This is a genomic window from Micromonospora sp. NPDC051196, assembly GCF_040682415.1.
In the GTDB taxonomy this organism is placed as follows: Bacteria; Actinomycetota; Actinomycetes; order Mycobacteriales; family Micromonosporaceae; genus Micromonospora.
In genome coordinates, this window is record NZ_JBFBAY010000007.1 from 205,304 (window position 1) to 219,708 (window position 14,405).

At 69.9% G+C, this 14,405-nt stretch carries 13 protein-coding genes; 12 read left to right on the forward strand and 1 reads right to left on the reverse strand.

Features of this window, described 5'->3' with window-relative positions; genetic code table 11:
* Nucleotides 1-287 precede the first annotated feature (287 nt).
* Together AB0M35_RS16350 and AB0M35_RS16355 are read left to right on the forward strand one after the other, a co-directional pair.
* A complete protein-coding gene (locus tag AB0M35_RS16350; protein WP_363746014.1) occupies nt 288-623 on the forward strand; it encodes a hypothetical protein in 336 nt (111 codons plus the stop codon).
* A gap of 6 nt (nt 624-629) precedes the next feature.
* Nucleotides 630-1,547: a hypothetical protein gene (locus AB0M35_RS16355; protein WP_363746016.1), complete on the forward strand. Its 918-nt coding sequence runs from the start codon at nt 630-632 to the stop codon at nt 1,545-1,547.
* An 11-nt stretch (nt 1,548-1,558) separates the two neighbouring features.
* Here the strand turns inward: AB0M35_RS16355 and AB0M35_RS16360 are convergent, their stop codons facing one another.
* Nucleotides 1,559-2,530 (reverse strand): COX15/CtaA family protein, encoded by a 972-nt coding sequence (locus AB0M35_RS16360; RefSeq protein ID WP_363746018.1) that lies wholly within the window; start codon nt 2,528-2,530, stop codon nt 1,559-1,561.
* 160 nt (nt 2,531-2,690) lie between these two features.
* Between AB0M35_RS16360 and AB0M35_RS16365 the strand changes: the two genes are divergently transcribed.
* The 10 genes from AB0M35_RS16365 (at nt 2,691) to AB0M35_RS16410 (ending at nt 14,279) form a co-directional block, all read left to right on the forward strand.
* Entirely contained in the window at nt 2,691-3,419 is a 729-nt protein-coding gene (locus AB0M35_RS16365) for a transcriptional regulator (RefSeq protein ID WP_363746212.1), read from the forward strand.
* On the forward strand, nt 3,416-4,846 hold the full coding sequence (gene sufB / locus AB0M35_RS16370; RefSeq protein ID WP_363746020.1) for a Fe-S cluster assembly protein SufB: 1,431 nt from the start codon (nt 3,416-3,418) through the stop codon (nt 4,844-4,846). Before AB0M35_RS16365 ends, sufB begins: the two co-directional genes overlap by 4 nt.
* Nucleotides 4,847-4,924: 78 nt before the next feature.
* On the forward strand, nt 4,925-6,067 hold the full coding sequence (gene sufD / locus AB0M35_RS16375; protein WP_363746022.1) for a Fe-S cluster assembly protein SufD: 1,143 nt from the start codon (nt 4,925-4,927) through the stop codon (nt 6,065-6,067).
* Nucleotides 6,067-6,411 (forward strand): non-heme iron oxygenase ferredoxin subunit, encoded by a 345-nt coding sequence (locus AB0M35_RS16380; protein ID WP_363746024.1) that lies wholly within the window; start codon nt 6,067-6,069, stop codon nt 6,409-6,411. Before sufD ends, AB0M35_RS16380 begins: the two co-directional genes overlap by 1 nt.
* Nucleotides 6,411-7,184 carry a Fe-S cluster assembly ATPase SufC gene (sufC, locus tag AB0M35_RS16385; protein WP_363746026.1) on the forward strand — a complete coding sequence of 258 codons (774 nt, stop codon included), beginning with the start codon at nt 6,411-6,413 and terminating at the stop codon, nt 7,182-7,184. The genes AB0M35_RS16380 and sufC overlap by 1 nt, the downstream gene beginning before the upstream one ends.
* 26 nt (nt 7,185-7,210) lie before the next feature.
* Entirely contained in the window at nt 7,211-8,515 is a 1,305-nt protein-coding gene (locus AB0M35_RS16390; RefSeq protein WP_363746028.1) for a cysteine desulfurase, read from the forward strand.
* Nucleotides 8,516-8,558: 43 nt separating this feature from the next.
* A complete protein-coding gene (gene sufU / locus AB0M35_RS16395) occupies nt 8,559-9,035 on the forward strand; it encodes a Fe-S cluster assembly sulfur transfer protein SufU (protein ID WP_363746030.1) in 477 nt (158 codons plus the stop codon).
* Nucleotides 9,032-9,448 carry a metal-sulfur cluster assembly factor gene (locus AB0M35_RS16400; protein WP_363746032.1) on the forward strand — a complete coding sequence of 139 codons (417 nt, stop codon included), beginning with the start codon at nt 9,032-9,034 and terminating at the stop codon, nt 9,446-9,448. The genes sufU and AB0M35_RS16400 overlap by 4 nt, the downstream gene beginning before the upstream one ends.
* Before the next feature lie 226 nt (nt 9,449-9,674).
* A complete protein-coding gene (locus AB0M35_RS16405; protein ID WP_363746214.1) occupies nt 9,675-10,346 on the forward strand; it encodes a LysE family transporter in 672 nt (223 codons plus the stop codon).
* A gap of 225 nt (nt 10,347-10,571) precedes the next feature.
* Nucleotides 10,572-14,279 carry a M12 family metallo-peptidase gene (locus AB0M35_RS16410; RefSeq protein ID WP_363746034.1) on the forward strand — a complete coding sequence of 1,236 codons (3,708 nt, stop codon included), beginning with the start codon at nt 10,572-10,574 and terminating at the stop codon, nt 14,277-14,279.
* Nucleotides 14,280-14,405 lie beyond the last annotated feature (126 nt).

Here is a 14,405-nt window from a genome sequence, read left to right on the forward strand (position 1 = left end):
GGGCCCCCTCTTAACGCCTGCGGTATAGGAAGGGTCCCTTCTTGACAAGTGGTAGGCGCCGATGGGTGGTTGTCTGAATTGTCACCACATCGGGCACGTCGAGGGACCCGCCTGATCTGCTCGATGCTGGGGTATTAACCCCTATCTGACCGGTCACTTTGGCTGCTTTGGCCCGGATAAATACGGGCGAAATGCCTCAGTGCTTCGCTAAACCCCGACGTTATCGGTATCACAAAAGGCTTACGGTTCTCCTACGTCCGGCCACATCTCTGCTTAGGCTTCGGGTTATGGCAGATGGTTCCGACACGACGCTGACGGCCGATCAGACCGCCTCCGGGGCGGCCCCCCACGGGCTGGTCGCGGGCATCAAGTCGTTCGCCGCCGGACACGGCGGGGCGAAGGCGGTCATCGAGTACGTCGGCAAGCGCGGCGCACGGATCGTCCTGGTGGGTTCGGACGGGGCGTGGGGCGACCAGTTCGCAGAGGACACGGTCGTCGCCCGGGAGGCCTGCGCGCAGGCCGGGGTCGCGGTGGAGAACGCCTGGGAGCGGGAACTGATGGACCAGATGCGCCCGAGCAACGACCTCTGGCGATCGATGGCCCGACGTACGATGGCCCGTTGAGATAAATTGACCAACCACCACCAATCGACCCGGGGGAAACCCCGGGTCGCTCTTGTCACCTGCACCGACATGGCCGACCTTGAGGCGGACGATCGCCTCGTGGTCGACCCGCTGGCCACTCGCGGCATCGCCGCCGAACCGGTCGTCTGGGACGATCCGGCCGTCGACTGGGCCGGGTACGACCTGGTCGTGCTCCGCTCGCCCTGGGATTACATGCCCCGCCGCGAGGAGTTCGTCGCCTGGGCCGCCCGGGTGCCCCGACTGGTCAACCCGGCCGACGTGGTGCGGTGGAACACCGACAAGCGCTATCTGGACGAACTCTCCGCCGCCGGCGTGCCGACCGTACCCACCGGCTGGGTGCTGCCCGGTGAGCCGTGGCAGCCGCCCGCCGACGAGGGCGAGTACGTCGTCAAACCGTCGATCAGTGCCGGCAGCCAGGACACCGGCCGCTACGACCTGGCCGATCCGGAGCACCGGGAACTCGCCGTGGCGCACGTACGCCGGCTCGGCGCCGCCGGTCGGGTCGCCATGATCCAGCCGTACCTGAGCGCGGTGGACACCGCCGGTGAGACCGCGCTGCTCTACTTCGCCGGCCCGTCGGGGTTGGTGTTCAGCCACGCGATCCGCAAGGGGCCGATGCTCGCCGGACCGGACCTGGGGACGGAGGGGCTGTACAAGGCCGAGGCGATCAGCCCGCGTACCGCCACCGGGGACCAGCTCGCGGTGGGGGAGCGGACCCTGGCCGTGGTGCCCGGCGGGCCCCAGCGCCTGCTCTACGCCCGGGTGGACCTGATCCCCGGCCCGGACGGTACGCCTGTGCTGGTGGAGCTGGAGCTGACCGAGCCGTCGCTGTTCCTCGGCTACGCCGACGGTGCGCCGGACCGCCTCGCCGAGGCGATCCGCACCCGTCTGCAGCGTCGCTGAAGCGCGACGTCTCAGGCGTGGGCGGGGACGGGTTCCTCGGCCGACGTGGCGGGCTCGGTGCTCGGGCCGCCGACCGGGCGACGTTCGCGGATCGACCAGAGCACCGACAGCGTGGCCAGCCATACCAGGCAGGAGCCGAGCATGTGGGCGCCCACCAGCAGCACCGGCAGGTTGGTGAAGTACTGCACGAAGCCGATCACGCCCTGGGCCAGCTCGACCAGCAGCAGGGTGCGGGCGGCGCGTACGGTCTCGGCCGGTGCGCCGAGGGCGCGCAGCGCCAGCCACAGGCCCAGGGTCAGGCCGAGCAGCAGGAAGACCAGGTCGGCGTGCACCTGGGAGATGGTCTGCGGGTCCAGGCCGTTGCGGACCGCGTCCGCGTCACCGGCGTGCGGGCCGCTGCCGGTGACCAGGACCCCGACGACGATCACCGCCGCGCTGACCACCACCGTGATCCAGGTCAGGGCACGCAGGGCGCCAGGCACCAGCGCGACCTTGGGGCCGTCGGGTTCGCGCACCTGCCGCCACAGGGCGTACGAGACGAGCAGCAGCAGCATCGAGACCACGAAGTGGATGCCGACGACCGAGGGGTGCAGCTGGGTGCGTACCGTGATGCCGCCGATCACGGCCTGCGCCACGATGCCCAGCACGACGGCCAGCGCGAGGGCCAGCGCCCCCCGCCGACGCGGGCGGTGAGCCAGGACGGCCAGCAGGGTGGCACCGGCGATCAGCACCAGGACGAAGGTGAGCAGCCGGTTGCCGAATTCGATCACCCCGTGGATGCCCATCGCGGGCGTGGTGGTGTACGAATCATCGGTGCACCTGGGCCAGGTGGGGCAGCCGAGGCCCGAGGCGGTCAGCCGGACCGCCCCGCCGGTCACGACGATCACCACGTTCGCGACGATGTTGGCGAACGCGAGACGGCGCAGCAGCGTGGTGGAGACCGGGAACCGGGCAGGTCGCTTCACGAAGCGAATCCTACGCACCGTAGTTGTCCCCGATCGGGTGACTCCGCCCTTTCGGTGGTTCGGATCACCGGACCCTCGTTTGCAGGGCCTGGTCGAATTACGTAACGTGGGCGTTGTGAAAAAGGTGGCAGGGCTTTCGGAGCAGCCGCCGACGGCCGCCGCGGTCGTCGGGCGCTCGGTGCCGCCTGCCCCTGCCGCCCCGGTCGCGGACAGCGCCCCGAGCGCCGACCTGTCGACCCGGGACCGGGTCACCCAGCTGCTGCTGGAGCGCCGCGCCGCCACCGCCGCCCAGCTGGGCGGCGCGTTGGGGCTCAGCCCGGCGGCGATTCGCCGACACCTCGACGCGATGCTCGCCGACGGCGACGTGATCGCCCGTGAGCAGGCGGTACGCGGTCACCGCAGGCGGGGCCGACCGGCCAAGGTGTTCCTGCTGACCGATGCCGCCCGGAGCCGGTGCGGCACCCACCACTACGACAACATGGCCACCGCCGCGCTGCGGTGGATCGCCCGCACCGGTGGTTCGCGGGCGGTGGAGGAGTTCGCCGCCGAGCAGGTCGCCGCCCTGGAGGCGCGCTGCCAGGCGGTCCTGGCCGACGCCGGGGACGATCCGATGGCGCGAGCGGAGGCACTCGCCGCCGCGCTGACCGCCGAGGGTTACGCTGCCAGTGCGTCCACGATCGCTTCCGGTGGCCAGCTCTGCCAGCACCACTGCCCGGTGGCGCACGTGGCCGCCGAGTTTCCTCAGTTGTGCGAAGCCGAGACCACGGTGATCTCCCGCCTGGTCGGCACGCATGTACAGCGCCTGGCCACCATCGCGCACGGTGACGGGGTGTGCACCACGCACATTCCCGGTTCGCCGCCTGCCCAGTCCGGTACGACCGTCACCACTGTGAGGACAGATAGATGACCGAGCAGATCGTCCAGCCCCTGACCCAGGAGGAGCAGCTCGCTGCCCTGGGCAACTACGAGTACGGCTGGGCCGACCCGGACGTCGCCGGGGCTGCCGCCCAGCGTGGTCTCAGCGAGGCGGTGGTGCGGGACATCTCGGCCAAGAAGAACGAGCCGGCCTGGATGCTCGACCTGCGCCTGAAGGGTCTGCGGCTGTTCGGCCGCAAGCCGATGCCGGCCTGGGGCGCCGACCTCACCGGGATCGACTTCGACAACATCAAGTACTTCGTGCGCTCCACCGAGAAGCAGGCCACCAGCTGGGAGGACCTGCCCGAGGACATCAAGAACACCTACGACAAGCTGGGCATCCCGGAGGCGGAGAAGCAGCGGCTGGTCGCCGGTGTGGCCGCCCAGTACGAGTCCGAGGTGGTCTACCACAAGATCCGCGAGGACCTGGAGGAGCAGGGTGTCGTCTTCCTCGACACCGACACCGCCCTCAAGGAGCACGAGGATCTGTTCAAGGAGTACTTCGGCACGGTGATCCCGGTCGGCGACAACAAGTTCGCCGCGCTGAACACGTCCGTGTGGTCCGGTGGCTCGTTCATCTACGTGCCGAAGGGTGTGCACGTGGAGATCCCGCTCCAGGCGTACTTCCGGATCAACACCGAGAACATGGGCCAGTTCGAGCGGACGCTGATCATCGTCGACGAGGGTGCCTACGTGCACTACGTCGAGGGCTGCACCGCGCCCATCTACTCCTCGGACTCGCTGCACAGCGCGGTCGTCGAGATCATCGTCAAGAAGAACGCCCGGTGCCGCTACACCACCATCCAGAACTGGTCGAACAACGTCTACAACCTGGTCACCAAGCGCGCGGTGTGCCACGAGGGCGCGACCATGGAGTGGATCGACGGCAACATCGGCTCCAAGGTGACCATGAAGTACCCGGCGGTCTACATGACCGGCGAGCACGCCAAGGGCGAGGTGCTCTCGGTGGCCATGGCCGGCGAGGGGCAGCACCAGGACGCCGGCGCCAAGATGGTGCACGCGGCGCCGCACACCAGCAGCACCATCGTGTCGAAGTCGATCGCCCGGGGCGGCGGCCGGACTTCGTACCGAGGGCTGGTGCAGGTGCTGGAGGGTTCGCACAGCAGCGCCAGCACGGTCAAGTGCGACGCCCTGCTGGTGGACACCATCTCCCGCTCGGACACCTACCCGTACGTCGACATCCGTGAGGACGACGTCTCGATGGGGCACGAGGCCACCGTCTCCAAGGTCAGCGAGGACCAGCTCTTCTACCTGATGAGCCGGGGCCTGAGCGAGGACGAGGCGATGGCGATGATCGTGCGTGGCTTCATCGAGCCGATCGCCAAGGAACTGCCGATGGAGTACGCCCTGGAGCTCAACCGCCTGATCGAGCTGCAGATGGAGGGCGCGGTCGGCTGACCCCGCCCGGCGGGCCGGTACGCCCGGCCCGCCAACCCAGCACCTTCACCGTCGTCGCAAGAACAGACCAAGGACGAGATGACTATCCAGGCTTCCGCGCCGCCGACCACCAAGTCGCAGGCGCTGCGCTCGTACGACGTCGCCGACTTCCCGGCCCTCACCGGCCTGGAGGAGGAGTGGCGCTTCACTCCGCTCAAGCGGCTGCGTGGGTTGGTCGGCGCCGACCGCGTCGCCACCGGCACGATCCGGCACGAGTACGCCGAGCTGCCCGAGGGCGTGACGGTGGAGCGGATCGGCCGCGACGACAAGCGGGTCGGTAGCGTGCTCACCCCGTTCGACCGGGTCAGCGCGCTGGCCTACGGCGGCGCCGAGCAGGCGCTGCTGGTGCGGGTGGCCCAGGACGCGGTGGTCAGCGGCCCGACCGTCCTGCGGGTGGTCGGCGAGGGCAACGAGGGCCTGGCCTTCGGGCACACCTTCGTCGAGGTGGGCCGGTTCGCCGAGGCGATCCTGGTGCTGGAGCACGTGGGCTCGGCGACGCTCGCCGACAACGTGGAGGTCTCCGTCGGCGACGGGGCGAAGCTGACCCTGGTCACCGTCGCCGACTGGGCCGACGAGGCGGTGCAGGCGCAGCACCTGAAGGTGAAGCTGGGTCGTGACGCGCGGGTGCTGCACGTCCAGGTCACCCTCGGCGGGGACCTGGTCCGGCAGCACACCACGGTCGAGTACACCGGCCGGGGCGGCGAGGCCGAGCTGTACGGCGTCTACTTCGCCGACTCCGGCCAGCACCTGGAGCACCGCCAGCTGGTCGACCACACCGTGCCGGACTGCCGCAGCTACGTCGGCTACCGGGGCGCGTTGCAGGGTGACAGCGCCCGCACCGTCTGGGTCGGCGACGTGCTGATCCGCGCCGAGGCCACCGGCACCGACACGTACGAGATCAACCGGAACCTGCTGCTCAGCGACGGCGCGCGGGCGGATTCCGTACCGAACCTGGAGATCGAGACCGGCGAGATCGCCGGCGCCGGCCATGCCAGCGCCACCGGCCGCTTCGACGACGAGCAGCTGTTCTACCTGATGGCCCGGGGCATCCCGGAGGCCGAGGCCCGCCGGCTGGTGGTGCGCGGTTTCTTCGCCGAGCTGCTCAACAAGATCCCGGTCGAGGAGCTGCGCGAGCGGATCGGCGGGACCATCGAGGCACGACTGGCCAAGGCCGGCGCCTGATGATCCCGATCTGTGCCGTCGAGGACGTGCCGAAGGGCACCGCGATCAGCGCCGACGTCGGAGGCACCCAGGTCGCGCTGGTGCACGGCGAGGACGACCAGTTCTACGCCGTGCACGACGAGTGCTCGCACGCTGCCGTGGCGCTCTCCGAGGGCGAGGTCGAGGGCTGCACGCTGGAGTGCTGGCTGCACGGGTCCCGTTTCGACCTGCGTACCGGTGAGCCGACCGGGCTGCCCGCCACCGAACCCGTTCCTGTCTATTCCGTCGAAGTACGTGACGGCGACATCTACCTTTCCGTGGACGGCGACGGCCGTCCGCTGCCGAGCAATGGAGTGACCCGATAATGAGCACCCTGGAGATCCGTGACCTGCAGGTGTCGGTCAAGCTGCCCGAGGGTGAGCTCAAGCCGATCCTGGCCGGTGTCGACCTGACCGTCCGCTCCGGTGAGACCCACGCCATCATGGGCCCGAACGGCTCCGGCAAGTCGACCCTGGCGTACTCGATCGCCGGGCACCCGAAGTACGAGATCACCGGCGGCTCGGTGACTCTTGACGGCGTCGACGTGCTGGAACTCTCCGTCGACGAGCGGGCCCGCGCCGGTCTCTTCCTGGCCATGCAGTACCCGGTCGAGGTACCGGGCGTGTCGGTGGCGAACTTCCTGCGTACCGCCAAGACCGCGATCGACGGCGAGGCGCCGAAGCTGCGTACCTGGGGCGGTGAGCTGCGCGGGGCGATGGAGCGCCTGCACATGGACCCGGCCTTCGCCCAGCGCAACGTCAACGAGGGCTTCTCCGGTGGTGAGAAGAAGCGGCACGAGATCGTGCAGCTGGAGCTGCTCAAGCCGAAGATCGCCATCCTCGACGAGACCGACTCCGGCCTGGACGTCGACGCGCTGCGCGTGGTCAGCGAGGGCGTGAACCGGGTGCGCGACACCGGCGACACCGGCCTGCTGCTGATCACCCACTACACCCGGATCCTGCGCTACATCAAGCCGGACTTCGTGCACGTCTTCGTGGCCGGCCGGATCGTCGAGCAGGGCGGCCCGGAGCTGGCCGACAAGCTCGAGGAAGAAGGCTACGAGCGGTACGTGGCCGGGGCCGGTTCGGCGCGGGCCTGACCTCCAAGGAAAGGCTGGTCACGACGATGACCACCATCGCGATCCCGCCGGGGATGCCGCAGTACGACGACGTACCGCGCTTCGACGTGGCGGCGGTACGCGCCGACTTCCCGATCCTGGGTCGGGAGATCAACGGCCATCCGCTGGTCTACCTCGACAGCGCCAACACCTCGCACAAGCCGCGTCAGGTGCTCGACGTGCTGCGCGAGCACTACGAGCGGCACAACGCCAACGTGTCCCGGTCGGTGCACACACTGGGCACCGAGGCCACCGAGGGATACGAGGCGGCTCGGGCGAAGGTCGCCGGCTTCGTCAACGCGCCCAGCGTCGACGAGGTGGTGTTCACCAAGAACTCCACCGAGGCGATCAACATCGTGGCGTACGCCTTCTCCAACGCCTCGCTGCGCGCGGACGCCGACCCTCGGTTCCGGCTCGGCCCGGGTGACGAGATCGTCATCTCCGAGATGGAGCACCACTCGAACATCGTGCCGTGGCAGTTGCTGGCCGAGCGCACCGGCGCGACGCTGCGCTGGTTCCCGGTCACCGACTCCGGCCGGCTGGACGAGTCGGGGCTGACGGATCTGGTCACCGAGCGGACGAAGATCGTCTCGCTGGTGCACATGTCCAACATCCTGGGCACGGTCAACGCCACCTCGCGGATCACCGAGCGGGTCCGTGAGGTGGGCGCGCTGCTGCTGTGGGACTGCTCGCAGTCGGTGCCGCACATGCCGATCGACGTGGTCGACCTGGACGCCGACTTCATCGTCTTCACCGGGCACAAGATGTGCGGCCCGACCGGCATCGGGGTGCTGTGGGGACGGGCGGAACTGCTCGCCGCGATGCCGCCGGTGCTCGGTGGCGGCTCGATGATCGAGACGGTGACGATGGCCGGCTCGACGTTCGCCGCACCGCCGGCCCGGTTCGAGGCGGGCACCCCGCCGATCGCCGAGGCGGTCGCGCTTGGTGCGGCGGTGGACTACCTCACCGGCCTCGACATGCGGGCGATCCAGTGGCACGAGAAGCAGTTGACCGCGTACGCCCTGGACGCCCTGGGTAGCGTGCCCGACCTGCGGATCTTCGGCCCGGAGGTGCCGGTCGGTCGGGGTGGCACGATCTCCTTCGCCCTCGGCGACGTGCATCCGCACGACGTCGGGCAGGTGCTCGACTCCCTCGGTGTGCAGGTGCGGGTGGGTCACCACTGCGCCCGGCCGGTCTGCACCCGCTTCGGGGTGCCGGCGATGACCCGGGCCTCGTTCTACCTCTACACCACCACGGAGGAGATCGACGCCCTGGTGGCGGGCCTGGAACAGGTGCGGAAGGTGTTCCGTTGAACCCAGCGACGCAGGCCCGGCGAATCGACGGGAGTCCAGCCTGATGCAGCTTGAGTCTCTTTACCAGGAGATCATCCTGGACCACTACAAGCACCCGCACGGGCGCGGGCTGCGCGACGCCGCCGACCCGGCCGACCGGGTGGCCGAGGCGCACCACGTCAACCCCACCTGTGGCGACGAGGTGACCGTGCGGGTGGCCACCGACGGCGAGGTGCTGCACGACGTGTCGTACGACGGCATGGGCTGCTCGATCAGCCAGGCGTCGGCCAGTGTGCTGCACGAACTGCTGACCGGCCGGGATGCGGCGGCGGCGTTCGAGGTGCACGAGGCGTTCGTGGCGCTGATGTCCGGCCGTGGCCAGGTCACGCCGGACGAGGAGGTGCTCGGTGACGGGGTGGCGTTCGAGGGTGTCGCCCGCTATCCCGCCCGGGTCAAGTGCGCGTTGTTGCCGTGGATGGCGTTCAAGGACGCCGCGGCACGCGCCGGTGTGGGCGCGAGCCCGACGGAGGTGAAGGCATGACCGAGGAAACCAGCACGCCGGAATCGGGCGCCGTGGCGACCGACGCCGCCGCGACCCCCGACAGCACGGCGACGCCGGCGGCCGGCGGCAAGGCGGCCGTGGCAGACGTCGAGGAGGCGATGAAGGACGTCGTCGACCCGGAGCTGGGCATCAACGTGGTCGACCTGGGCCTGGTGTACGGGGTGCACATCGACGACGAGAACGTGGCCACCCTGGACATGACGCTGACCTCGGCGGCCTGCCCGCTCACCGACGTGATCGAGGACCAGACCCGTCAGGCGCTGACCACCGGCCCGGGTGGCGGCCTGGTCAACGACATCCGGATCAACTGGGTCTGGCTGCCGCCGTGGGGACCGGACAAGATCACCGACGAGGGTCGGGACCAGCTCCGTTCCCTCGGCTTCAACGTCTGACTCGTCGCAACAGGCGCCCGGAGTCCGGCCTCGGTCGGTGCTCCGGGCGCTTTCTGCTGCCAGGTCGCGGGCTGTTGAGGTCGCCACCGGGTAATCCGCTGGCCTGGCTGGGGCGGCTGACGCAGGATGGGCGCGTGTGCGAGGCGTTCCCGATTGAGCCGTCCCCTGTCGCCGTGACCATCGTCGCGCGCCGACAGCAGTGGCCGGCGGGCGCTGTCTCGATCCACTGTCGACCATCATGACCGGCGCGTTCCTGGCCGGCCTGGTCGCCGGCTACGGTGTCGCCATCCCGGTCGGCGCGATCGCCGTACTCATCCTCGGGCTCGCCGCGCGGACCTCGTTCCGGGTCGGTGCGTCCGCCGCGCTCGGGGTGGCCACCGCCGACGGGATCTACGCCGGGGTAGCGGCGTTCGGCGGGGCCGTCGTCGCCGGTTGGCTGGCGCCGCTCGCCACGCCGCTACGGCTGATCGCGGCGGCGGTGCTGTTGGGCCTGGCCGGGTACGGGGCCTGGCGGGCCCTGCGGCCTCGCGGCGCGGCGCGTCCGGAAGCAGGCGTCGAGGGTCGGGACGACGGCCCACGGGCGGCGCGACGGGGCCTGGAGACCCCGATCCGGGCGTTCGCCGGGATCCTCGCCCTGACCCTGCTCAATCCGGCCACCGTCGTCTACTTCACGGCGCTGGTGCTGGGTCGGGTGGACCTCGGCGGTTCGGGGATCGCCCTGGCGGCACTGTTCACCCTCGGGGTGTTCCTCGCCTCCGCCAGCTGGCAGCTGCTGATCGCCGCCGGTGGCACGATGGTTGGGCAGGTGCTCATCAGCGACCGTGGCCGTCTGGTGACCGCTCTCCTGTCGAGCGCCATCATCGGCGCACTCGCCGTCGCGACCCTCGTCAGCGGTTGATCGACCCAAACGCTCCACTTCGGACAGTCCTGGCGCGACGATTGTGGTCCGCGACCGTCGCAGATCGACTGTCCGGCCGCAGTCCAGTAGTTCTTTCCCTGTTCAGGGGATGTCCCGCATCGGCTGTCGGCCTAGGGTGCTGTCAGATCCGTAGATCATCCACGGCTGTCCCGCAGACCCGGGCAGGCGTGGTCGGTCTCACCCCTCCATCAACAGGGAGCTGACTTGAGGACCCCCCTCGCCCACCCATCGGGTGGTCGGTCGATCCACGGCCGGTCACGCCGTGGTCGACTGGCCACCATCCTGGTAACCGCGTTGACCGCAGCGATGCTGCCGGTCCTGGCGGCACCGACGGCCGCTGGTGCCGCCCCCTCCGCCGACGGGCCGTGGCACAAGGTAGACGGCAAGCCCGCCGCGACCAAGTCCGGCCGAGCGGCCGCGATCAAGGCGAACCGGCTCAGTGCCTACACTCTCGACCGTGCCGGCATCAAGGGCGTGCTGGACCAGGCCCCGACGGAGAACCGCCGGGCGTTGCGCCAGCTCAAGAAGGTGGTGTCGCTGCCCGCGCCGGATGGCACCTTCCAGCGCTTCGAGCTGGTCAAGTCGCCGGTGATGGAGGCTGGCCTGGCCGCCATGCATCCGGAGATCAACACGTACGCGGGTAAGGGCCTGGACGACCCGACCGCGACGATCCGGGCGGACCTGACGCCACTCGGCTTCCACGCGTCGATCCGCTCGGCCGACGGTGCCTGGTACATCGACCCCTTCTACGAGCGCGACCAGAGCCTGTACGCGAGCTACTTCGCCCGGGACCTGGAGGACCGGCACGGCGACTTCGTCGAGCGGGAGGACGTCGAGACGGCGGCCCACGCCCTGCACGACGAGATCCACGAGGCGCTCGACGAGCCGGTGGCCGGCCCGCGGGTGAACCTGCGCACCTACCGCCTCGCGTTCATCACCGACCCGACGTACGCCAACTACTTCGGTGCGGAGAACGTGACCGCGGCGAAGGTGACGTTGATCAACCGGGTGAACCAGATCTACGAGGACGAGACGGCGATCCGGCTGGTCCTGGTCAACGACACCGACAAGACCAACCTGAACACCCCGGCCCTGGCCACCGAGCCGAACGGCCCGTGCGGCTCGGCGCCGTGCTACACCCCGGCCCAGGTCGCCGGGTGCAGCAGCGGCCTGTTGAACCGCAACCGGATCGTGCTCGGCCAGATCATCGGCGCCAGTAATTACGACGTCGGCCACATCGGCCTCGGTCTCAGCGGCGGCGGTATCGCCGGTCTCGGCGTGGTCGGCGGCGACGGCAAGGCCCGTGGCTGCACCGGTCTGCCGAACCCGGTCGGTGACTACTTCGCGGTCGACTACGTGGCACACGAGATCGGTCACCAGTTCGCCGGCAACCACACCTTCAACGGCAACCAGCACAACTGCTCCGGCGGCAACCGCAGCGCGGCCAACTCGTACGAGCCGGGCAGCGGTTCGTCGATCATGGCGTACGCCGGCATCTGCCGGCAGGACAACCTCCAGCCGCACACCGACCCGTACTGGTCGCACCGCACCTTCACCGAGATCACGAACTTCGTGACCGCGAACCGGCCGGCGATCAACGAGGTGCAGACGGTGTCGCTGGTCGACTTCGACACCAACGGCGACTCGTTCACCGTCAACTACGGTGGCGTCGACTCGGCGCCGATCGTGCGCGGGGTCAACTACACCACCGCCGGGATCAAGGCGGCGATCGAGTCCATCGCCGGTTGGCCGGTGGGGGCCACGGTCAACGTGGCCGCCTTCGGTGGCAGCGGCACGCTCAACGACACCGGCTTCCAGGTCACCTTCACCGGCGCCCTGGCCGCCACCAACGTCGCCCCGCTCACCCTGACCAACCTCAACGAGGTCACCGGCTTCGTCGGCGAGACCGCCAAGGGTGGTGCCATCGACAACGGTGGGTACCTGGTCGAGCAGACCGCCAACCACGCTCCCGTGGTCACCGTGCCGGCCAACGTCACCATCCCGGTGCGTACCCCGTTCGCCCTCACCGGCAGCGCCACCGACGTCGACGGTGACACACTCACCTACCTGTGGGAGCAGAACGACCGGGGCGGCAGCGCCGGTACCGCGCTGATGAACAACACCAAGACCAACGGCCCGCTGTTCCGGGTCTTCGGCGAGCCGGCGTGGGTGTCCCCGGAGGACGCGCTGAAGTACCACTCGCCGGGCCAGAACGCGGTGACCACGAACTCCACCCGGGTCTTTCCGGACATGAAGCAGATCCTGGTGGGCAACACCAACGCCAAGACTGGTGCCTGCCCGACCGCTCCGGCCCCGCCGACCAGCGGTAGCGCCTCGAACGTCCCGCCGGAGATCCTGGACTGCTACTCGGAGTTCCTGCCCACCCGCGACTGGGTCGGCTTCAACAACGACCGTACGCTGAACTTCAAGCTCACCGCCCGTGACGGTCGCCTCGGCGGTGGCGGCATCGGCAGCGCCAACGTCGCACTGACGCTGGCTCCGGACGCCGGGCCGTTCCTGGTCACCTCGCAGGCCGCCGCCACCACCGTCGACGGCGGCTCGGCGCAGACCGTGACCTGGGACGTCGCCGGCACCGACGCGGCGCCGGTGAACGCCGGCAACGTGAAGATCACGCTCTCGGTCAACGGTGGCGAGACCTTCCCGTACGTGCTGGCCGAGAGCACCCCGAACACCGGTACCGCGACGGTGAACCTGCCGAACGTGGCCACCGACAAGGCCCGGATCAAGGTCGAGGCGGTCGGCAACGTCTTCTTCGCCGTCAACGACGCCGAGTTCACCATCCGGTCCGCTCCCGAGGTGTCCGACGACGCCCCGGCGGGCGGGGTCAGCGTCCAGTACAGCGACGCGCTCTCGTCCACGGTGACGGTCCGGGCGACCGACGGCGACACCGCCGGCTCGGCGCTGGTCGCGTCCGCCACCGGCCTGCCGGCCGGTCTGGTACTGACCGTGGGGACCACCTCCGGTACGGACACCCGGCCCGGTACCCGGAGCTGGACGGTCACCGGCACCACCGTGGCGGCCCCGGGCGACTACCCGGTCACCGTCACCGTGACCGACGGCTCCGGCCTGGTCGGCAGCACCGCGTTCACCATCCGGGTGGCCCCGGAGAACGCGGCAGCCACCTGGGCCGGGGACACCCTGGTGAGCACCGTGACCAACGGTGCCGCCGGCAGCGCGCTGCTGCGGACCGTCCTGCGGGACAGCTCGGTGCTCCCGTCGGCGACCGACACCACCGCCGGTGACCTGCGCAACGCCACGGTCACCTTCACCGCGAACGGTGCGACCCTCTGCACCGCCACGGTGGGCCTGCTCGGCACGGCCATCACCACCGGCTCGGCGGCCTGCACGGCCACCCTGCCGGCGGGCACCCACACGGTCACCGCGACGGTCGGCGGCCACTACACCGGCAGCACCACCGCCACGGTGCGGGTGGCCGTCTCCGACGGCGGTTTCCTCACCGGTGGTGGCCACTTCACCGCCGGTCGGTCCGCCGGCGCCTACCCGGCCGACCGGAACTCGAAGGTCTCGGTGGAGCTGAACGCCAAGCCGGCCACGAGCAAGAAGGCCGCCTCGGGCAAGGCCGACATCGAGTTCCGTTCCGGTGGCAAGACCTACCAGATCAAGGCCACCACGGTCACCGGCGGCGGGATCACCTCCGCGGGCAACCGGGCCGACCTGCGCTACCAGGCCAGCCTCTACGACAGCAAGGGCAAGCTGGTGGCCAGCGGTCTGACCCTGGCGGCGACCGTTACCGACCGGGGTGCCCCCGGTCGTAACGACTCCGTCGGGCTGACCCTGTGGCAGGGCGGCGTCCTGCTCTTCTCGTCCGACTGGACGGGTGCGGGGACCGGCGAGGTCAACCTGACCGGCGGCAACCTGACGGTGCACTGACCGACGGTTGACTGACGCGGGAGGACACCACCTCAGGTGTCCTCCCGCGTTCCGTTTCCCGGTCGGCGTCCCCAGCCCGTTCGGCAGGAGACCAGGGCTGTCACGCCGGCACCCGGCGCGGAGTTC